19 protein-coding genes are annotated in these 17,636 nt (G+C 66.4%); 4 read left to right on the forward strand and 15 right to left on the reverse strand.

What is annotated here, in order from left to right; translation table 11 throughout:
* The first annotated feature begins 18 nt into the window (after nucleotides 1-18).
* Nucleotides 19-1,299, forward strand: a complete 1,281-nt coding sequence (locus IB259_RS27995; RefSeq protein ID WP_054455742.1) for an amidohydrolase family protein — start codon at nucleotides 19-21, stop codon at nucleotides 1,297-1,299.
* Nucleotides 1,300-1,332: 33 nt separating this feature from the next.
* Here IB259_RS27995 and IB259_RS28000 read toward each other — a convergent pair whose 3' ends face one another.
* The 4 genes from IB259_RS28000 to IB259_RS28015 all read right to left on the reverse strand — a co-directional run bounded on the left by IB259_RS28000 (nucleotide 1,333) and on the right by IB259_RS28015 (nucleotide 5,691).
* Nucleotides 1,333-2,166 carry a GyrI-like domain-containing protein gene (locus IB259_RS28000; RefSeq protein WP_054455745.1) on the reverse strand — a complete coding sequence of 278 codons (834 nt, stop codon included), beginning with the start codon at nucleotides 2,164-2,166 and terminating at the stop codon, nucleotides 1,333-1,335.
* A gap of 80 nt (nucleotides 2,167-2,246) precedes the next feature.
* Nucleotides 2,247-3,320 carry an extracellular solute-binding protein gene (locus tag IB259_RS28005; protein WP_119449787.1) on the reverse strand — a complete coding sequence of 358 codons (1,074 nt, stop codon included), beginning with the start codon at nucleotides 3,318-3,320 and terminating at the stop codon, nucleotides 2,247-2,249.
* A 105-nt stretch (nucleotides 3,321-3,425) separates the two neighbouring features.
* Complete coding sequence (locus IB259_RS28010; protein WP_054455749.1) at nucleotides 3,426-4,589, reverse strand: alpha-hydroxy acid oxidase; 1,164 nt, start codon at nucleotides 4,587-4,589, stop codon at nucleotides 3,426-3,428.
* A 205-nt stretch (nucleotides 4,590-4,794) separates the two neighbouring features.
* Nucleotides 4,795-5,691 carry a phytanoyl-CoA dioxygenase family protein gene (locus IB259_RS28015; protein WP_054455751.1) on the reverse strand — a complete coding sequence of 299 codons (897 nt, stop codon included), beginning with the start codon at nucleotides 5,689-5,691 and terminating at the stop codon, nucleotides 4,795-4,797.
* 160 nt (nucleotides 5,692-5,851) lie between these two features.
* Here IB259_RS28015 and IB259_RS28020 point away from each other — a divergent pair, with 160 nt between their 5' ends.
* Nucleotides 5,852-6,148: an acylphosphatase gene (locus tag IB259_RS28020; RefSeq protein WP_054455753.1), complete on the forward strand. Its 297-nt coding sequence runs from the start codon at nucleotides 5,852-5,854 to the stop codon at nucleotides 6,146-6,148.
* Between the two features lie 83 nt (nucleotides 6,149-6,231).
* Here the strand turns inward: IB259_RS28020 and IB259_RS28025 are convergent, their stop codons facing one another.
* From IB259_RS28025 to IB259_RS28050, 6 genes are all read right to left on the reverse strand, one after another.
* The gene (locus IB259_RS28025) at nucleotides 6,232-7,137 is read right to left on the reverse strand and encodes an EamA family transporter (RefSeq protein ID WP_192330704.1); all 906 of its coding nucleotides are present in this window, start codon (nucleotides 7,135-7,137) and stop codon (nucleotides 6,232-6,234) included.
* A 42-nt stretch (nucleotides 7,138-7,179) separates the two neighbouring features.
* Nucleotides 7,180-8,235: a low specificity L-threonine aldolase gene (locus tag IB259_RS28030; RefSeq protein ID WP_054455757.1), complete on the reverse strand. Its 1,056-nt coding sequence runs from the start codon at nucleotides 8,233-8,235 to the stop codon at nucleotides 7,180-7,182.
* A gap of 5 nt (nucleotides 8,236-8,240) precedes the next feature.
* Nucleotides 8,241-8,975 carry an amino acid ABC transporter ATP-binding protein gene (locus IB259_RS28035; protein ID WP_041652034.1) on the reverse strand — a complete coding sequence of 245 codons (735 nt, stop codon included), beginning with the start codon at nucleotides 8,973-8,975 and terminating at the stop codon, nucleotides 8,241-8,243.
* A gap of 57 nt (nucleotides 8,976-9,032) precedes the next feature.
* A complete protein-coding gene (locus IB259_RS28040; RefSeq protein ID WP_054455759.1) occupies nucleotides 9,033-9,722 on the reverse strand; it encodes an amino acid ABC transporter permease in 690 nt (229 codons plus the stop codon).
* Between the two features lie 9 nt (nucleotides 9,723-9,731).
* The gene (locus IB259_RS28045; RefSeq protein WP_054455762.1) at nucleotides 9,732-10,478 is read right to left on the reverse strand and encodes an amino acid ABC transporter permease; all 747 of its coding nucleotides are present in this window, start codon (nucleotides 10,476-10,478) and stop codon (nucleotides 9,732-9,734) included.
* A 93-nt stretch (nucleotides 10,479-10,571) separates the two neighbouring features.
* Complete coding sequence (locus tag IB259_RS28050) at nucleotides 10,572-11,483, reverse strand: amino acid ABC transporter substrate-binding protein (RefSeq protein WP_054455764.1); 912 nt, start codon at nucleotides 11,481-11,483, stop codon at nucleotides 10,572-10,574.
* Nucleotides 11,484-11,654: 171 nt separating this feature from the next.
* On the opposite strand from IB259_RS28050, the gene IB259_RS28055 reads away from it, so the two are divergent.
* The gene (locus tag IB259_RS28055; RefSeq protein ID WP_082401101.1) at nucleotides 11,655-12,587 is read left to right on the forward strand and encodes a LysR substrate-binding domain-containing protein; all 933 of its coding nucleotides are present in this window, start codon (nucleotides 11,655-11,657) and stop codon (nucleotides 12,585-12,587) included.
* An 18-nt stretch (nucleotides 12,588-12,605) separates the two neighbouring features.
* Here the strand turns inward: IB259_RS28055 and IB259_RS28060 are convergent, their stop codons facing one another.
* Nucleotides 12,606-13,280, reverse strand: a complete 675-nt coding sequence (locus IB259_RS28060) for a flavin reductase family protein (RefSeq protein WP_192330706.1) — start codon at nucleotides 13,278-13,280, stop codon at nucleotides 12,606-12,608.
* 17 nt (nucleotides 13,281-13,297) lie between these two features.
* The gene (locus IB259_RS28065; protein WP_054455770.1) at nucleotides 13,298-13,780 is read right to left on the reverse strand and encodes a VOC family protein; all 483 of its coding nucleotides are present in this window, start codon (nucleotides 13,778-13,780) and stop codon (nucleotides 13,298-13,300) included.
* A 165-nt stretch (nucleotides 13,781-13,945) separates the two neighbouring features.
* Here IB259_RS28065 and IB259_RS28070 point away from each other — a divergent pair, with 165 nt between their 5' ends.
* Nucleotides 13,946-14,869 (forward strand): LysR family transcriptional regulator, encoded by a 924-nt coding sequence (locus IB259_RS28070; protein ID WP_175181611.1) that lies wholly within the window; start codon nucleotides 13,946-13,948, stop codon nucleotides 14,867-14,869.
* On the opposite strand, the gene IB259_RS28075 is transcribed toward IB259_RS28070, so the two are convergent.
* The 3 genes from IB259_RS28075 to IB259_RS28085 all read right to left on the reverse strand — a co-directional run bounded on the left by IB259_RS28075 (nucleotide 14,866) and on the right by IB259_RS28085 (nucleotide 17,622).
* A complete protein-coding gene (locus IB259_RS28075; RefSeq protein WP_192330707.1) occupies nucleotides 14,866-15,333 on the reverse strand; it encodes a DoxX family protein in 468 nt (155 codons plus the stop codon). The genes IB259_RS28070 and IB259_RS28075 overlap by 4 nt on opposite strands.
* Before the next feature lie 11 nt (nucleotides 15,334-15,344).
* Entirely contained in the window at nucleotides 15,345-17,231 is a 1,887-nt protein-coding gene (locus IB259_RS28080) for an amidohydrolase (protein WP_054455776.1), read from the reverse strand.
* A gap of 127 nt (nucleotides 17,232-17,358) precedes the next feature.
* Nucleotides 17,359-17,622: a XapX domain-containing protein gene (locus IB259_RS28085; RefSeq protein ID WP_054455778.1), complete on the reverse strand. Its 264-nt coding sequence runs from the start codon at nucleotides 17,620-17,622 to the stop codon at nucleotides 17,359-17,361.
* Nucleotides 17,623-17,636 lie beyond the last annotated feature (14 nt).

The raw sequence follows: 17,636 nt of genomic DNA on the forward strand, positions 1-17,636 counted from the left end.
CCTTCCGCAAGGAATTCCATGCTCGATCTGATTCTTAGACACTGCACGCTGCCCGATGGCCGCCAGAACATCGACATTGGCATCGCCAATGGCCGTATCGTGGCGCTGGAGCCGGCGCTGAAGGCCGAGGCCGCGCAGACCGTGGACGCGGCGGGCCAGCTGGTGGCGCCGCCTTTCGTCGACGCGCACTTCCATATGGACTCCACGCTGTCCTTCGGACTGCCGCGCGTGAATCAGTCCGGCACGCTGCTGGAAGGCATCGCGCTGTGGGGCGAGCTCAAGCCGCTGTTGACGCAGGAAGCGCTGGTCGAGCGCGCGCTGGCCTATTGCGACTGGGCCGTGGCGCGCGGCCTGCTGGCCATCCGCTCGCATGTGGACGTGTGCGATCCGCGCCTCCTGGCCACGGAAGCGTTGCTGCACGTGCGCGAGAAGGTCAAACCCTACCTGGACCTGCAACTGGTCGCCTTCCCGCAGGACGGCGTGTTGCGCGCCCCCGGCGCCCTGGACAACCTCAAGCGCGCGCTGGACATGGGCGTGGACGTGGTGGGCGGCATTCCGCACTTCGAACGCACCATGCAGGACGGCGCGGAATCGGTGCGCATCCTGTGCGAACTGGCGGCCGAACGCGGCCTGCGCGTGGACATGCACTGCGATGAAAGCGACGACCCGCTCTCGCGCCACATCGAGACGCTGGCGTACCACACGCAGCGCCTGGGCCTGCAAGGCCGCGTGACGGGTTCGCACCTGACGTCCATGCACTCCATGGACAACTACTACGTCTCCAAGCTGATTCCGCTGATGCGCGAAGCCGGCGTGTCCGCCATCGCCAACCCGCTGATCAACATCACGCTGCAAGGCCGCCACGACACCTATCCGAAGCGCCGCGGCATGACGCGCGTGCCCGAGCTGCTGGCCGCTGGCGTGCCCGTGGCTTTCGGCCATGACTGCGTGATGGACCCCTGGTACAGCCTGGGTTCGGGCGACATGCTGGAAGTGGCGCACATGGGCCTGCACGTGGCCCAGATGACGGGCCAGGACGCCATGCGCGCCTGTTTCGAAGCCGTCACCACCACGCCGGCCAGGATCCTGGGCCTGGACGAGACCGGCCTGGCCGTCGGCAAGCGCGCCGATCTGGTGCTGCTGCAGGCGCGCGACGCCGTCGAGGCGCTGCGCCTGCGCGCCACCCGCCTGATGGTGCTGCGCGCGGGGCAGGTAGTGGCGACCACGCCGCCCGCCACCGCCACCCTGAACCTGCCAGGCCGTCCGAGCCAGGTCAGCTTCCAGACGCCGGCCCGCTGAGCGCGTCGGGCGCGGCGCTCACACCGCCGCGCCTTACTTCAGCGGCATGCAGATACGCGTCTGCAATTGCGCCGGCGGCGTGGTGCGCGGGTCGTTCAGGTACTGCTCGAACATGGGAAAGTCCGCCGGCACCTCGCCGCTGGCCGGCAGCCATTGCGAGAACATCCAGTTGTAGGCCTTGTCCATCTCGTTATAGGGCCCGGTGTACGTCAGGATGGCGCAACGGCCTTCCGGAATCTCGAAGCGCTCCAGCTCGCCGCCCAGGTCGGCGTCCGGCGCCACCGACATGCCGGCCATGGACCGAAGCTGACTCGCAGGTACCTGCTCGGGGTCGTCGAAATACACGCCGTAGCCGATGGACTCCGGCTGCGCGATGCCGCGGCTGACGGCCAGCATGAAGGCGCGCGCGAACAGCGGGCCGATTTCCTGATAGCTGCCGCGATGCGACAGGACCGCCAGCGTCGCGCCCGGAAAGGTTTCGATCTTGATGGGATACATGCCTAGCTCCTGTGGGTCGAAGGGACGGGAGCGGACAGCCCGGTAGCGCCCCGGCGATATGCCGAAGGTCGCGCCGAATGCCCGGTTGAACGCTGCGTCCGACTCATAGCCGGCGCGCTGCGCCACCTCGCGCAAGGAAGCCTCGGAATTCCCCAACGCCACCGCCGCGCGGTGCATGCGGATGCGCTGCACGGTGGCGTTCACCGTCTCTCCCATCATGGCGCGGTAGACGCGATGGAAGTGGTACGGCGACAGGCAGGCCAGCTCGGCCAGCCGGTACAGGTCCGGATCGGCGTCGGGGTGGCTCGCCAGCCAGCGCAGGACGGGTTCCAGGCGCTGGCCATAGTGGTTCAGGGTTGCAGGCTTCATGCGGTCTCCTTGGAGAGCAATGTAGCGGGCCGGCCTTTGCAGATTTTGCGCTTTTTGCCCGCCCCCGGGGCAGGAGGCCGTCAGCGTCCGATCTCCCGGTTCCAGCGCGCGTTGAACGCGGGCCGGGTCTCGTTGATCTGATCCCAGTTCGGTATCTTGGCGTTCGACATATAACCCTGGAATCGCTGCAGCGCGTCCGCGTGGCCCGCTGGCGCCAGCACATTGCGGTTGGACGGGAAATGCCCGCCCATCTCCAGTGCCTTCGCTTGCGCCTGCTCGGACAGCAGGTACAGCGCCAGCTTCTGCGACAGCTCCGGTTCGCTATTGCCGGCGACCACGCACTCGCCCACCATCAGGATCATCGAGCCCTCCCTGGGCTGCGCATATTCCACATGCACGCCGCGCTTCTTCAGGCGGGTGATGGCCGTGGGCGTCCAGGGAAACAGCACCGCCTCGTCGGCCTGCACCATGTCGGCCAGGCGCGCCGAATCCGGCAGGTATGCACGCACGTTCGGGCCGACCACAGCCGGCCAGTGCGCGAAGCCCGGTCCATAGTTCTGATCGTCGCCGCCCAGGATGCGGTTGATCATCAGGAACGCGTGCAGACCGAAGGTGCTGCTCGAAGCCGACTGGACCACGACCTGGCCCCGGTACTTCGGATCGGCGAGGTCCATCCACGACGTCGGCGGCGCCCAGCCCCGCTCGGCGAACACCTTGGTGTTGTAGCCCAGGCCAGTCATGCCGATGTCGATGCCCGCGGCCATGCGGTCCTTCTTCAGGGCGGTGGGGTACAGCTCCTTCAGCACCGGATCTTCGTTGAGCTGCGTGCACAATCCCATGGAAATCGCGCGCGCCATGACGCCGTCGTCCAGGAACATGAGATGCAGCCGCGGCTTGCCCTTGTCGGCCTGGGCGCGCGCCAGCACCTCGGTCGACATGCCCGGCACCACCACGATCCTGACGTTGTGGGCGCGCTCGAAATCCGGAAATACGTACTGCGAGAACGCGCGCGCCATGTCGCCGCCGTTCATGCCCACGTACAGCGTGGTCTGCTGCGCCGCCGCCCCGGCCGACAACAGCACCGCCAGAGCCGCGCCCAGCAGCCGCCTGCCTGCGCCCAGGCGGCGCTGCCCATCTTGTTTGTTACGCGTCATAGAGTCTCCTGCATGGGCTCATGCGACCTCGCCAACCGGCGCGCCAACGAAAAAAGCCTGGCACGCTACCGTATCCAGGCTTTTTCTCATGGGCCGCCGAACCGTTCAGTTCGGGTAGGTTCCGGGCAGCAGGATGCTGCGGTCGCCGGGCTCGATCGAGCGACGGCCGCACAGCGCCATCGTCGTATCCATTTCCTTGTACAGGATCTCCAGCACGCGGGTCACGCCGGCCTGGCCATAGGCCCCCAGGCCGTAAAGGAAGGCGCGGCCGATCATGGCGCCGCGCGCGCCCAGCGCCACGGCCTTCAGGATGTCCTGGCCGGAACGCACGCCGCCGTCCATCCACACTTCGATCTTCGAACCCACGGCGTCGGCGATCGAAGGCAGGGCGGCGATGGACGACATGGCGCCGTCAAGCTGGCGCCCGCCGTGGTTGCTGACGATGAGCGCGTCGGCGCCGCTATTGGCGGCCAGCTGCGCGTCCTCGACATCCAGGATGCCCTTGATGATGAGCTTGCCGCCCCAACGCTGCTTGATCCATTCGACGTCGTCCCAGCTCAGGCGCGGGTCGAATTGTTCGGCGGTCCATGCCGACAGGGAGGACAGGTCGCTCACGCCCTTGGCGTGGCCGACGATGTTGCCGAAGGTGCGGCGCTTGGTGCCCAGCATGCCCATGCACCAGCGCGGCTTGGTGGCCAGGTTGATGAGATTGCGCAGGGTGGGCTTGGGCGGAGTGGACAGGCCGTTCTTGATGTCCTTGTGGCGCTGGCCCAGGATCTGCAGGTCCAGCGTCAGCACCAGCGCCGAGCAGCCGGCGGCCTTGGCGCGGTCGATCAGGTTGGCGACGAACTCGCGGTCGCGCATCACGTAGAGCTGGAACCAGAAGGGTTTCTTGGTGGCCGCGGCCACGTCTTCCAGCGAACAGATGCTCATGGTGGACAGCGTGAAGGGCACGCCGAAGTCCGCCGCCGCCTTGGCCGCCAGGATTTCGCCGTCCGCATGCTGCATGCCGGTCAGGCCCGTGGGCGAGATCGCAAGCGGCATGGTCACGTCGTGGCCCACCATGGTGGTGCGCAGCGACCGGCCTTCCATGTTCACCGCCACGCGCTGGCGCAGCTTGATCTTCTGGAAATCGCTTTCGTTGGCACGGTAGGTGCCTTCGGTCCAGGCGCCGGAATCCGCGTAGTCGTAGAACATGCGCGGCACGCGCTTCTGCGCAATGGCGCGCAGATCTTCGATGCAGGTGATCGTAGAAAGGTTAGCGGTCATGGAGTGGTCTATGGAGTGTTGGGGCGCCAGCTGCGGCTAGTTATTCTTGGACGCCGGGCCGCCAGCTGCGGGCAGCTCCAGCGATTGCGCGGGCCTCCCAGGCCTCGCAACGCCGCCCAGTATACGCGCCGAGGCCGGCAAGCGTTGCTTGCCGGCCTCGTTCGCCCCCCTTATCGCAGGGACTCTTGCGGCCCCTGCGCCCCCGTTATCGCGGCCAGACTTTGGACACGGCCCGGATCGTGGCCCAGGCCACCCAGCGTGGGCTGGTCAGCCGCGCGCCGGGCAGACGGCGCATCACGTCCACGGCCAGCCCGCCGCGCTTGTGCCACTGCTTCTTGCGGGTCTGGCTGTCGGTCCAGCGGCCCTCCAGCCACGGGAATTCGCGGCGGCCCGGCTTGTAGACCGGCGGCGTGTTGTAGATCAGGATGTAAGCCAGCCGCGGCGCCTGCGAGGTATTCGGCCCGGTGAAGTGCAGCGTGCGGGCGTCGTGCACCGTGATGCCGCCCGGGTCCAGGGGCTCCGGCACCGCCTGGTCGCGCGGAAAATCGCCGCAGCATTCCAGCGGATGCAGGGTCTTGTCGCCGCCCGGCGAACGGTGCTCCAGCACATCCCATTTGTTGGAACCCGGAATGAACTGCATGCAGCCGTTTTCCGTGGTGGCCGGCTGCAGCGCCAGCCAGATGCTGAGTTCGTTGTAGATGAAGTCCGGCGAGCGGAAAGCCTCGTCCTGGTGCCACGGCGTTTCCGGTCCGTGCGGCCCAGGCTTGAGCAGGGCGTGCTCGCCATACAGGGCGGCCTCGGGGCCCAGCAGCTGGCGCGCCAGCTCCAGGGTGCGCTCGTGGTACTCGGTCTTCAAGAGGCCCGGGGCATAATGGCGTGGATCGTGCAGGCTGGGAAACTTGGCGGGTTTGGACGGGTCGTCACGGCTCACAAAGTCATACTGCGCACCCTCGTTGTAGCCGGTCTTGTTCGCGAACAGGTCGAGCAGCGTCCTGCGGATGTAACCCACCTCGTCCTGCGGGCACATGTCCTTCAGGGCCAGGTAACCCTGTTCCCTGTAGCGCGCTGTCTCAGCTTCCGACAACAAACTGGTCTCTTCCATAATGGCTTCTCCAAGCTCTGGTAACGGGTGTTCCCGCTGGCACGTTTTGACATGAGCTCTAACGTATCGCCAGGCGTCCCCCCGGCCTATAGATCATCCGCCGTAGTCACTAACGTCTACGTACATCGCCGAGCGCGGCGCCTCATCCAAGAGAGAATCGATGCAAGACCCTAAAGCCGATACCCATATCGAGACCGTGCACGTCACGATCACCGGCACCGTGCAGGGCGTGGGCTACCGCCACGCCACGGTCCGGCGCGCCCACATGCTGGGCGCCAAGGGCTGGGTGCAGAACCTGCCGAACGGCACGGTCGAAGCCATGGTGCAAGGCACCGCCGACCAGGTCGACCACATGCTGGAATGGCTGCGGCGCGGCCCCCCGGGCGCCAGCGTGCAGGAAATCACCACCCGCCGGGAGTACACCGATAAGCGTTACATCCGTTTCGAGCAGCTGTGAGGCCGTCGCCTCTGCTCGCCGTTATGGGCTAGTCTGGTCGGCCGATACGGACGCGAAAGGGAAAAAAGCGCCTGCCGGAAGGCTCAGCGCGTGCGCAGCCAGCGCCCGCCCAGCTGGTTGAAGAGCAGGCCGGCCAGCACGCAGGCCACGCCTACCCATTGCAGCGTCTCCAGGCGTTCGCCGAAGGCCACGGAAGCGGCCCATAGCCCCACCACGGGCACCAGCAACGAGAACGGTGCGATCTTGGCGGCGGCGTGGCGCGTGAGCAACTGCGTCCACAACGTGTAGGCCACCAAAGTGGCCAGCACCGCCAGGTACAACACCGACAGGATCTCTCCCCAGCCTATGTTCACGATCATGCCGACCACCGGCTGCCAGCCGTCGATCAGCACCGCCAGCAGCAGGAAAGGCAGCACCGGCGCGGCGCTGCTCCAGGCGATGAAGGCAAACGGGTCGTAGCCGGGCGACTTGCGGCTGGCCAGGCGCACGATGATGTTCGACACGGCCCACATGAACGCGCCGCCCAGCGTCAGCACGAAGCCCACCATGGTCATCTGGCCCGGCCCTTCGCCGCGGCCGCCGGCGATGACCGCCAGCCCCAGCGCCGCCACGCCCAGCCCGATCCAGTGGTGGCGCTGCGCGCGCTCATGCAGGATGGGCGCGGCCAGCAGCAGCGTGAAGAAGGCCTGCGTCTGGATCACCAGCGAAGCCATGCCGGCCGGCATGCCGAACTTCAAGGCGGTGAACAGCAGTCCGAACTGGCCCAGGCCCTGGACCAATCCATACGCCGCGACCCAGCGCCACGGCAGCCTGGGCGCACGCACAAAGAGAATCAGGGGAAAGGCCGCCAGCGCGAATCTCAGGGCGCCCAGCAGCATGGGGGAGAGGCCCCGCATGCCGACTTTCATGGCGACGAAGTTGGTGCCCCAGATGACCACGACCGCCAGTGCGCAGAAATAGTCTTTTCGGGAAAGATGGGTCGTGGTCATGCGGCATTATCGCATCGCGACACCGCTGCTGAACGGAGCAGATCAGCCTGCGTTCAGCACCGTTTCGAAGGCCTGCACAGCCGCGTCGATGTCGGCGTCGCCGATGTGGCGGTGAGTCACGCAGCGCAGCCGCGTGCGGCCCCAGGGACGCACCAGCAAGCCCGCCGCCTGCAGGGCAGCCACCCACTCCGTGTTGCTCCTGCCCGTGTCGGCGGTTTCCACCTGCACGATGTTGGTCTGCGGTTCGGTGGCCGAAAGAGCCGGTCCCAGGCGGTTCACGCCCGCGCTCAGGCGGCGGGCGCGGACGTGGTCCTCCGCCAGCCGCCCGGTCATGGTCTGAACGCCTTCCAGGCCAGCCGCGGCCATGATGCCCGACTGGCGCTGCGTGCCGCCCAGCATGCGGCGCAGCACGCGCGCGCGGGCCATGACCGACTGGCTGCCGGCCAACACAGCGCCCACCGGCGCGCTCAGGCCCTTGGACAGGCACAGGGACACGGTATCGGCATGGCAGGCGATCTCGCCCGCCGCCACGCCCAGGGCCACGGCCGCGTTGTAAAGCCGCGCGCCATCCAGGTGCACCGGCACGCCTGCGGCACGCGCCAGGCCATGGACCGCCTGCATGTGATCAAGCGGCAGCACCGCGCCGGCCGCATTGTTGTGCGAGGTCTCCATCGTCACCAGCGCCGTCTTCAACCGGTGGCCGCCAGCCAGCAAAGCGTCCTCCAGGCGGTTCAGGTCCATGGCGCCATCAGAACCGGGCAGACCCAGGTAGAACGAGCCGGTGAACGTGGCCGCGCCGCGTTCGGACGTGTACATGTGGGCGGCCGACTCCAGCACCACCTGCTCATTACGCTGCGTCTGCGCCAGCACCGCCAGCAGGTTGGCCATGGTGCAGCTGGGCACGAACAGCCCGCCTTCTTTGCCCAACTGCGCGGCCACATACGCCTCGAGCTCGCGCACGGTAGGGTCGCCATCCAGGCCGTCGTCGCCGATGGGTGCGGTGCGCATGCGTTCATACATGGCCGCGGTGGGATGGGTGACCGTGTCGCTGCGCAGGTCGACGGGTGCGCGGGCGGCGGCGGAGGAGGTCTGGGTCATGGCGGTCAGTGCTGCAGGATTTTGGAAAGAAACTGGCGCGTGCGCGGCGCACGCTCCTCTACATCGCCGAAGAACTGCTCCTTGTCGCAGTCTTCCACGATCTTGCCGCCGTCCATGAAGATCACACGGTCGGCGACGCGGCGGGCGAATCCCATTTCGTGGGTCACCACCATCATCGTCATGCCTTCGGCGGCCAGGTCGGTCATCACGTCCAGCACTTCGTTGACCATCTCCGGATCCAGCGCCGAAGTCGGCTCGTCGAACAGCATCACCACCGGGTCCATCGACAGCGCGCGCGCGATCGCCACGCGCTGCTGCTGGCCGCCCGACAGCTCGCCGGGGTGCTTGTCCTTGTGCGCCGACAGGCCCACGCGCTCCAGCAGGGCCAGCGCGCGCTGGCGGGCTTCGTCCTTGCCGCGCTTGAGCACCTTGAGCTGGCCCAGGCACAGGTTCTCCGTCACCGACAGGTGCGGGAACAGCTCGAAATGCTGGAACACCATGCCGGCCACCGCGCGCAGCTTGGGCAGGTTGGTACGCGGATCGCCCACCGAAATGCCGTTGACCTGGATCTCGCCCTTCTGGAAGGGCTCCAGCGCGTTCACGGTCTTGATCAGCGTGGACTTACCCGAACCCGACGGCCCGCACACCACCACGACTTCGCCGCGGCCCACGGTGGTCGAGCAATCGTCCAGCACCTGGAAGTCGCCATACCACTTGCTGACCTGCTTGATCGCAATCATCGGGGGCTTGGAAGAGAGTTGCATTGTTGAAACCTGTGGATAACTGGAAGCGCTGCGCTAGCGCAGCACCCGCGTGCGCTTTTCCAGCAACTTGACCAGGCGGGACGCCGTGAAGCAGATCACGAAATACACCACCGCCACGAATAGATAGAGCTCCACCAGACGGCCGTCGCGCTGACCGATCTTGGCCGCCGCGCCGAGGAAGTCGGTGAGAGACAGCACATACACCAGCGAGGTGTCCTGGAACAGGATGATGATGCGGGTCAAAAGCGCGGGCAGCATGTTGCGGAACGCCTGCGGCAAAACCACGTAGCGCATGCCCTGCCAGTGGTTCAGCCCCAGCGCCATGCTGGCCGACACCTGGCCGCGCGCGATGGACTGGATGCCCGCGCGCATGATTTCGCAGAAGTACGCGGCCTCGAACAAGGTGAAGGTGATCACCGCCGAATTGAACGCCCCCACGCGCAACGGCGTGGGCGACCCCACCACCCAGGCGGCGATGTAGGGCATCAGGAAGTAGAACCAGAAGATCACCAGCAGAAGCGGGATCGAGCGCATCACGTTCACGTAGATGCCCGCCGGCACCGACAGGATCTTGAAGCGCGACAGCCGCATCATGGCCAGCAGCGTGCCCAGCGCCAGGCCCATCACGCCCGCCAGCGCGGTCAGCGTCAGCGTGAAGGTCATGCCCGTCTTGAACAGATAGGGCAGCGCCGCCCAGATCACGTCGAAATCGAATTTGCCCATGGTGTCGTCCTAGGGCCTTTTCGCCGAACCGATCAGTCCGGGCACCGCAACATGGCGTTCGAGCAGGCGCATGCCCAGCACCACCACGCCGTTGATGATCAGGTAGATCACCGTGGCGGCGGAAAACGCCTCGAAGATGTGGAAGCTGAATTCCGCCATCGAGCGCGCCTGGCCGGTCAGCTCCAAGAGCCCTATCGTCAGCGCCACCGACGAATACTTGATGGTGCCCATGAACTCGGAGGTCAGGGGTGGCAGCACGATGCGGAAGGCTTCCGGCAGGATGATGTAGCGGTACACCTGCGCCTCGGTCAGGCCCAGCGCCGTGCCCGCCTGGAACTGGCCGCGCGGCAGCGACTGTATGCCCGCGCGCAGTTGCTCGGCCACGCGCGCCGATCCATAGAACCCCAGGCACAGCACCGCGGGAACGAACTGGCCCCAGGGTTGCGGCATCTGCTTCATGGCCAGGCCCCAGGCATGCGGCAGCAATTCGGGCAACACGAAGTACCACAGGAACATCTGCACCAGCAGCGGGATGTTGCGGAACACCTCCACATAGGTCGCGCCCAGCGCATTCATCAGGCGGGAGCTGGCGGTGCGCATCACGCCCAGCACTGATCCCAGCAATAGCGAGAACACCCACGCCGTCAGGGCCAGCGCCAAGGTCCAGCCCACGCCGATGAAGATCGTCTCCAGAAAGGTATGCACGCCGTCCGGCGACATATCCAGGAAGACGCTCCAGCTCCAGTTGTAATTCATGCCCCGTCCCTTGATGGCGATGCCCGCCGCGCCTGGCGGCCGGCGTCCTTGCTAGCAAGCTGCGGGACGCCAGGCGTCCCGCGCACAGCCTGCTTACTCGTACGCCTTGGGATCGCCGGAATCGGTCGGATTGGCCAGCGCGCGCTTGAGCGCATCGCTCATCGGGTACTTCAGGTTGATCTGCTTGGGCGGGATCGGCGCATTGAAATACTTGTCGTAGATCGCGGCCACCTTGCCCGTCTTGATCAGGTCGCGCACGGCATCGTCCACCACCTTCTTGAAGGCCGGGTCATCCTTGGGTTCCATGATGCCGTAGGGCGCCATTTCCAGGCCCTTGGTGCCGATCACGAAGGCGTCGGGATTCTTCGACGACGCCACCGCGCCATAAGCGATGCCGTCGTCGTTGGCCGAGCCCGCGGCGCGGCCGGATTCCACCATCAGGATGGTTTCGGCGGTGTCCTTGGTCGGCGCCATGGTGATACCCAGGTTGCCCTTGGCGTTCAGCTGCGAGATCAGCCGGAAGGTCTGGCCGCCGGCCTGCGCAGCAATGGATTTGCCGCGGAAGGATTCCAGGTTGTTGGGATCCACGCCGCCGTCCTTGCGCGCCACCAGCACCACCTGCGCCACGAAGGTCGTAGGCGCGAACGACACCAGCTTATGGCGTTCGAGGTTATTGGTGGTGTTGCCGCATTCCAGGTCGATGGTGCCGTTGGCCAGCAACGGAATGCGCGTGGCGGAAGTCGTCGGGTTGTAGCGCACTTCCAGCTTGGGCAGCTTCAGGGCGGCCTTCACGTACTGGGCGACTTCCTGGCAGATCTCCACTGTGTAACCGATCGGCTTTTGGTTGCCGTCCAGATAGGCGAATGGGACCGAGGTCTCCGGATGGCCCAGCGTGATCACGCCGGTTTCCTTGATCTTGTCCAGGCGGCTGGGGCCTTCGGCGTGGGCGGTTGCGGCGCTGCCCAGGAAGGCCGCGGCGACGGAGATCGCAGCAAGTGCTTTCATCTGATTCCCTTGGCGCCGTTCGAGCGGCGCATGTTTATGTTCACGATCGACGGCGCCAGCCAGGCTGACAGCCGCCTCGTCCCGCGATGAGCCCCGCGGCTGGCGAAAAGTATCAACTAGCGGTATGGTTTTATCCAGTTCCAATCGAGTATTCCTCTATACGGATTTGACATGGCCATTCCACGGATGGGCTTGAGACACATCGAGGCGTTCCGCGCCGTGATGATGACCGGCTCCATGACCGCCGCCGCACGGCGCGTGCACACCTCGCAGCCGCACGTTAGCCGCTTAATTGCGCAATTGGAAGCCATTACCCAGTTCGCCTTGTTCGACCGCAATGGCAGCCGCCTGACCCCGACGCAGGACGGGTCGCGCTTCTTCCAGGAAGTGGAAAAGACCTTCATCGGCCTGGCCGGCCTGGAATCGGCGGCGGCCAGCATCCGCTCGTTCAGCGCCAGCCGCCTGAGCGTGGCCGCCATGCCGCGGCTGGCAGGCGGGCTGCTGGCGCGCATCGTCGCGGCCTTCAAGACGGAATACCCGGACGTGATGGTGTCCATCCATTCCGGCAACGCCAGCACGGTGCACAACTGGATCAGTTCGGGGTTCTGCGACACGGGCCTGGCCATGCTGTCGGGAGATTCTCCCGGCATCCAGGTCGAACCGGTATTGACCATGAGCTGCGTCGCGGTGGTACCCAAGGGCCATCGCCTGACCAAGCTGAAAAAGCTCAAGCCCGCGGACTTCGCCGGCGAGCCTTTCGTGGCCTTCACCAGCGGCACGCCGCTGCGCGAGAAAATCGACGCCGTGTTCAGGACAGCCAAGGTCGAACGCCAGACCGTCGCCGAGGCCGGCCTGGGTTCGTCGATCTGCGCCCTGGTCGGCGCAGGATTGGGCGTGGCGCTCATCAACCCGCTGGCCGCGCGCGAGGAATACGCCGCCCACAACGTCGAAATCCGCCCCTTCAGTCCCGCCGTGCCGGTGACGGTGGCGCTGCTGTACCCGCCTTACCATACGCGCACACGGCTGGTCAGCGTGTTTTCACGTTATGCGCACCAGCTCATGCAGGAAGAGATGGGGGATCTGAAGGCGCGGCCGGGGCGGTGACGCCGCGCGCTGGTGCCATCAGCGCTCTGCGGCCCCTTGCTCCAGATAGCGTTGGGCCTCGCCCGACTGCTTCAGCGCCTCCCACTGCGCCAGCGTCAACTGCGGCATCTGGAAAGCCGCCTGCGGCCGGCAATACCAGCCGGGGTTGTGCAGCCGCGCCAGCAGGTCCATCGCGGGGCCATCCAGATACAGATGCTCCCGGTCCGCCACCACGTCATCGCGCACGTGCATGGCCGCGACTTGCGCCACGATCAGGCTGCGGCGGTCGATGCGCATCAGTTCATGCACGCGGCACTCGAACGCCACGGGCGACTGCGCCACCCAGGGCACTTCGATGCGCCGCGACGGCGACAGCTCCAGGCCAGCCTCCCGGGACTCGTCCACGTCCGCCGGAAAATCCACCGCCGTCACGTTCATCCGGCCAGCCTGCGGGGCGGATACCAGACTCACGGTGAACTCGCCGCGTTCGGCGATGTTGCGCGCGGTGTCCTTGGGCGTGTCGCCGCGCACGCCGATGCCGACGCAGATCAGCGGCGGATCGCCCGACATCAGGTTAAAAAACGAGAACGGCGCCACGTTCGTCGTCCCTGCGGCGTCGCGCGACACGATCCAGGCGATGGGCCGCGGCACGATCGCCGCGGTCAGCAGCTTGTAGCGCGCCGGGCCCGCCAGGTCATTCAGATCGATGAACATGGCTTATCCCCAGCCCCTCAGTCCCGGCCCTGCGACGGCGCAGCGCCTTGCGCGGCCTTCGCGTCGGCAAAGGCGCGGTCGCTGCGCTTGCAACGGCAGCGGCCGATCTGATGCAGCTCGATCAGGTTGCCCACCGGGTCGCGCAGGAACAGCTGCATGAGCTCGGGCGCGGCCACGTTGTCCAGCTTCCAATAGTCCACCGCAAGGCGCTGCAGTTCCGTCTCGGCCGCCGCGATATCGCGCACGGCCAGCGCCACGTGGTTTTCCACAGGATCACAGCCCGGGCCCTGGGAATAGGGCGAGGGGCCGTCGCTGCCCAGCAGGTGGATCTGGCAGTCGTTGCCCATGTCCAGGAAGTACCCGGCGATGCCCGGAATCTCCCAGCGGCCACGGTCTGTGTCCAGTCCCAGCACGTCTCCGTAGAACGCGCCCATGGCCGCGACCTTGTCCAGCGACATGCGCACGGCGTGATGATGCAGTTCCAGAACTTCCAGCGCCATTTGTCTCTCCTCGTTTCTCATACGGCCTGCGCCCACGCGCGGCCACGGCTCGAATGTTGGTCCCGGACGGGATGCCGGGGAATGCCGTCTGGCGCAATCCAGAAGTGCAGCAGACGCAACCCTGAAACGCCCGCCCGGTTTGCCCGCCGCGCTATGCTTGGTCACATGAAACCGCTAGACCTGAATCTGCTATTGACCCTGGACGTTCTGATCCAGGAAGGCAGCGTCGTCGGCGCGGCGCGCCGGCTGAACCTGAGCACTCCCGCCATGAGCCGCAGCCTGGCGCGCATCCGCGAAGCCGTCGGCGACCCCGTGCTGGTACGCTCCGGCCGCGGCCTCGCGCCCACGCCTCGGGCGCTGGCCCTGCACGCGCAGGTGCGCCATGTGATCGAACAGGCGCAGGCCGTCTTCACGGCCTTCGGCGAGGACGTCAATCTGGCGACCCTGACGCGCGTCTTTACCTTGCGCGCCAACGATGTGTTCGTGGGCGGCTACGGCGGCCGGCTGCGCGAACACCTGCGCCGCTACGCGCCCCGCGCCGTGCTGCGCTTCGTCTCCGAAGGCAATCACGACGCCGACGCGCTCAGCGGCGATGCCGACCTCTATATCGGTTCTTCCCAGAAGTTCGGCGCCGACATCAAGGTGCAGACCCTGTTCACCACCGCCTTCTGCGGACTGGCACGCAAGGAACACCCGATCTTCAAGGCGCCCATCACCCCGCGGCGCTTCTGCGCCTACGACCACGTCAGCGTCTCGCGCCGGGGACGTGCGCACGGACCAATAGACGACACCCTGGAAGAACTGGGACTGGCGCGCCACGTCACGCTGATCACGCCCACCTTCCACGCCGCGATCTTCGCGCTGGCCGATTCCGATCTGGTGCTGCCGTCCATGCCCCAGAACCTGATGCCCGGCGTCGAACGCCTGGGCCTGAAGCTGAGCGCCTTCGAGGTGCCGGTGCCCATGCGCCCGGTCACCGTGGTGCAGGCCTGGCCGCCGCGGCTGGACAGCGACCCCGCCCACCGCTGGCTAAGGCAGACGATCAAGCAAGTTTGCGGCACGCCGCCGGATGCGGCGGCCGCCGCCTAGCAGCCGCTCAGGCTCCGGGCGCTGGCGGGCTTCGATTCCCGCAAATCCAGCCACGCCACCAGCAACAACCCGCCGGCCAACCCCAGGTGTTCAAAGAACGAGTTGGCCGCCATGAAGCGTTCCTGCCCCACCGGCATCTCCCAGAATCTCAGCGCGATCCCGGTCGCCACCAGCGTGAAGGCGGCCAGTGCCAGCGCACCCAGCCATCGCAACCGGCCCGTCAGGATCATGAGCGAAGCGACCAGTTCCAGCGCAATCACCAGCACCGCGAACAAGGGCTCGGGCGACAGCCCGAAATGCGCCATTTCGCGCAGCGCCCCCGGAAAATCGAAGAGCTTCACCAGCCCGCCCTGCAGGTAGGCGGCGCATAGCCCCAGATAGGCCAGGAACCGCAGCGCCGAGGCGCCGAACAGCGGGCGGGCCAAGCCGGCCAGCCGACGTTCCCATTGGAAAGCAGCGCTCATGGCCAACCTCCTCAGACAGCCCAGCAGGAGCAGCCCAGCGCACCGAAGAAGCCCTGCAGATCGGAGCTGGGCGCATTGGATGCCCATGCGCGGGCATGGTCGTGTCCATGCAGGCCGCAAGAGCTGGCGCACGCGCAGGCCGCCATGTTGCGGTAGCCCAGCGAATTACGGCCGGCGCCGTCAGGATCGCCCCAGGCGCCATAGCCGCCGAACAGCCGGGTAGGCGACCAGTCGGGCATGGCGGGCGGCAGCGGGTTGTCGTCCAGCGGCGCGAACTCTCCCGCGCCGTAGACCACGCGCCCGCCCACCACGGTCAGGTCCGAGGTCAGGAAGGAGATCTCGTCCTCGGTGCAGCTGAAGTAGTCCTTGTCCGGCACGATGAAGTCGGCCAGCTGGCCGGGTTCGATGCGGCCGCGCTTGCCTTCCTCGTTGGAGAACCAGGCCACGTTCTCGGTCCACATGCGCAGCGCGGTCTCGCGGTCCAGGCAGTTGCGCGCAGGATAGAGGCGGGTGCCGCCCACGGTCTTGCCGGTGACCATCCAGGACAAGGACACCCAGGGGTTGTAGGACGCGACGCGGGTCGCATCGGTGCCGGCCGAGACCTTCACGCCGCGCTGCAGGATCTTGGCGACAGGCGGCGTGGCTTCGGCGGCCTTTGCGCCGTAGCGTTCGATGAAGTACTCGCCCTGGTAGGCCATGCGGTGCTGCACGGCAATGCCGCCACCCAGCGCCGCGATGCGGTCGATCGATTTGTCGGAGATGGTCTCGGCGTGGTCGAAGAACCAGTTCAGCCCGGTCAGCGGCGTATCGCGATGCACTTTCTCGAACACGTCCAGCGCGCGCGAGATGGTCTCGTCGTAGGTGGCGTGCAAGCGCCATGGCCACTTGTTCTGCACCAGCACGCGCACAACCTCTTCCAGTTCGCCTTCCATCTCGGGCGGCATGTCCGGACGCTCGACGCGGAAGTCCTCGAAGTCGGCTGCCGAGAACACCAGCATTTCACCCGCGCCGTTGTGGCGGAAGTAGTCGCTGCCCTGCTTGTACTTCACGCTCGACGTCCAGTTAAGAAAGTCCTCCTTTTCCTGCTTGGGCTTTTGCGTGAAGAGGTTATAGGCCAAACGCACCGTCATCTGGTTCTCGTCCGCCAGCTTCTGGATCACGGCGTAGTCGTCCGGATAGTTCTGGAAGCCGCCGCCCGCATCGATCACGCCGGTCACGCCCAGCCGGTTCAGCTCGCGCATGAAGTGGCGCGTGGAGTTGACCTGGTAGTCGAAGGGCAGCTTGGGACCCTTGGCCAGCGTGGCGTACAGGATGGTCGCGTTGGGTTTGGCCAGCAGCAGCCCCGTGGGATTGCCCTGGCCATCGCGCATGATCTCGCCACCCGGCGGATTGGGCGTGGTCTTGGTATAGCCCACCGCGCGCAGCGCAGCGCCGTTGAGCAGCGCGCGGTCATACAGGTGCAGGATGAACACCGGAGTGTCGGGCGCGATGGCGTTGATCTCTTCGATCGTGGGCAGGCGCTTCTCGGCGAACTGATGCTCGGTGAAGCCGCCCACCACGCGCACCCATTGCGGCGCGGGCGTGATCGCGACCTGGCGCTTCAACATGGCCATGGCGTCGGCCAGCGAGCGCACGCCGTCCCAGCGCAGCTCCATGTTGTAGTTCAGGCCGCCACGCACCACGTGGGTGTGATTGTCGAACAGGCCAGGCAAGGCCGCGCGGCGCTTCAGGTCGACGACCCGCGTGCCGGCGCCGGCCAGCGCCATGACTTCGGCATCGGAACCAACAGCCACGAAGCGGCCGTTCTTGATCGCGACGGCGCTGGCCTGTGGCTTGCTGCGGTCCAGCGTGGTGATGCGGCCATTGTGGAAAATGACGTCCGGCGTGGCGTTGGACATGTTGGGGTCTCCTTTGGAACTGGCGATGGCGGGGCGTCCCAACATACCGTTGAGCGCCAGGGCGGAAGCTACACCGATAAGGTCGCGGCGGGTAGGCATGCAATATCTCCTGGATGCGGGAACCGGCTCAGCCGTGTTCCTTGTCTTGGGCCTGATGGCGGCCGGGCAATTGCCCGAGCACGTGGCTGACGGCTTTTTCCTTGTCGCAGGCGGCGACAAAGGCGGTACCGTTCAGCAGTTGCCTGCCCACCGGAATGACCTGTTCACCGACCAATATGCCCAGCAGGCCGATCAGCGCCACCAGCGGCGGGGCGGGCGAGCGGACCTGCAAAAGGCTGTAGACCACGCCGACCAGCAGTCCGGCGCCCAGGGAAAGCAGATAGATCTTCATGTGCGTCCTCGCGT

This window comes from Achromobacter sp. ACM04 (assembly GCF_014851465.1).
Classification (GTDB): domain Bacteria; phylum Pseudomonadota; class Gammaproteobacteria; order Burkholderiales; family Burkholderiaceae_B; genus Achromobacter; species Achromobacter aegrifaciens.

Excerpts from the sequence above, each read along its gene's own strand:
- IB259_RS28075 (WP_192330707.1), bottom strand. The coding sequence starts at position 15,333 with ATGAGCGCTGCTTTCCAATGGGAACGTCGGCTGGCCGGCTTGGCCCGC.
- IB259_RS28015 (WP_054455751.1), bottom strand. The coding sequence starts at position 5,691 with ATGGAAGAGACCAGTTTGTTGTCGGAAGCTGAGACAGCGCGCTACAGG.
- IB259_RS28050 (WP_054455764.1), bottom strand. The coding sequence starts at position 11,483 with ATGAAAGCACTTGCTGCGATCTCCGTCGCCGCGGCCTTCCTGGGCAGC.
- IB259_RS28065 (WP_054455770.1), bottom strand. The coding sequence starts at position 13,780 with ATGGCGCTGGAAGTTCTGGAACTGCATCATCACGCCGTGCGCATGTCG.
- IB259_RS28030 (WP_054455757.1), bottom strand. The coding sequence starts at position 8,235 with ATGACCCAGACCTCCTCCGCCGCCGCCCGCGCACCCGTCGACCTGCGC.
- IB259_RS28080 (WP_054455776.1), bottom strand. The coding sequence starts at position 17,231 with ATGTCCAACGCCACGCCGGACGTCATTTTCCACAATGGCCGCATCACC.
- IB259_RS28060 (WP_192330706.1), bottom strand. The coding sequence starts at position 13,280 with ATGTTCATCGATCTGAATGACCTGGCGGGCCCGGCGCGCTACAAGCTG.
- IB259_RS28055 (WP_082401101.1), top strand. The coding sequence starts at position 11,655 with ATGGCCATTCCACGGATGGGCTTGAGACACATCGAGGCGTTCCGCGCC.
- IB259_RS28040 (WP_054455759.1), bottom strand. The coding sequence starts at position 9,722 with ATGGGCAAATTCGATTTCGACGTGATCTGGGCGGCGCTGCCCTATCTG.
- IB259_RS28035 (WP_041652034.1), bottom strand. The coding sequence starts at position 8,975 with ATGATTGCGATCAAGCAGGTCAGCAAGTGGTATGGCGACTTCCAGGTG.
- IB259_RS28045 (WP_054455762.1), bottom strand. The coding sequence starts at position 10,478 with ATGAATTACAACTGGAGCTGGAGCGTCTTCCTGGATATGTCGCCGGAC.
- IB259_RS28000 (WP_054455745.1), bottom strand. The coding sequence starts at position 2,166 with ATGAAGCCTGCAACCCTGAACCACTATGGCCAGCGCCTGGAACCCGTC.
- IB259_RS28020 (WP_054455753.1), top strand. The coding sequence starts at position 5,852 with ATGCAAGACCCTAAAGCCGATACCCATATCGAGACCGTGCACGTCACG.
- IB259_RS28005 (WP_119449787.1), bottom strand. The coding sequence starts at position 3,320 with ATGACGCGTAACAAACAAGATGGGCAGCGCCGCCTGGGCGCAGGCAGG.
- IB259_RS28070 (WP_175181611.1), top strand. The coding sequence starts at position 13,946 with ATGAAACCGCTAGACCTGAATCTGCTATTGACCCTGGACGTTCTGATC.
- IB259_RS28085 (WP_054455778.1), bottom strand. The coding sequence starts at position 17,622 with ATGAAGATCTATCTGCTTTCCCTGGGCGCCGGACTGCTGGTCGGCGTG.
- IB259_RS27995 (WP_054455742.1), top strand. The coding sequence starts at position 19 with ATGCTCGATCTGATTCTTAGACACTGCACGCTGCCCGATGGCCGCCAG.
- IB259_RS28010 (WP_054455749.1), bottom strand. The coding sequence starts at position 4,589 with ATGACCGCTAACCTTTCTACGATCACCTGCATCGAAGATCTGCGCGCC.
- IB259_RS28025 (WP_192330704.1), bottom strand. The coding sequence starts at position 7,137 with ATGACCACGACCCATCTTTCCCGAAAAGACTATTTCTGCGCACTGGCG.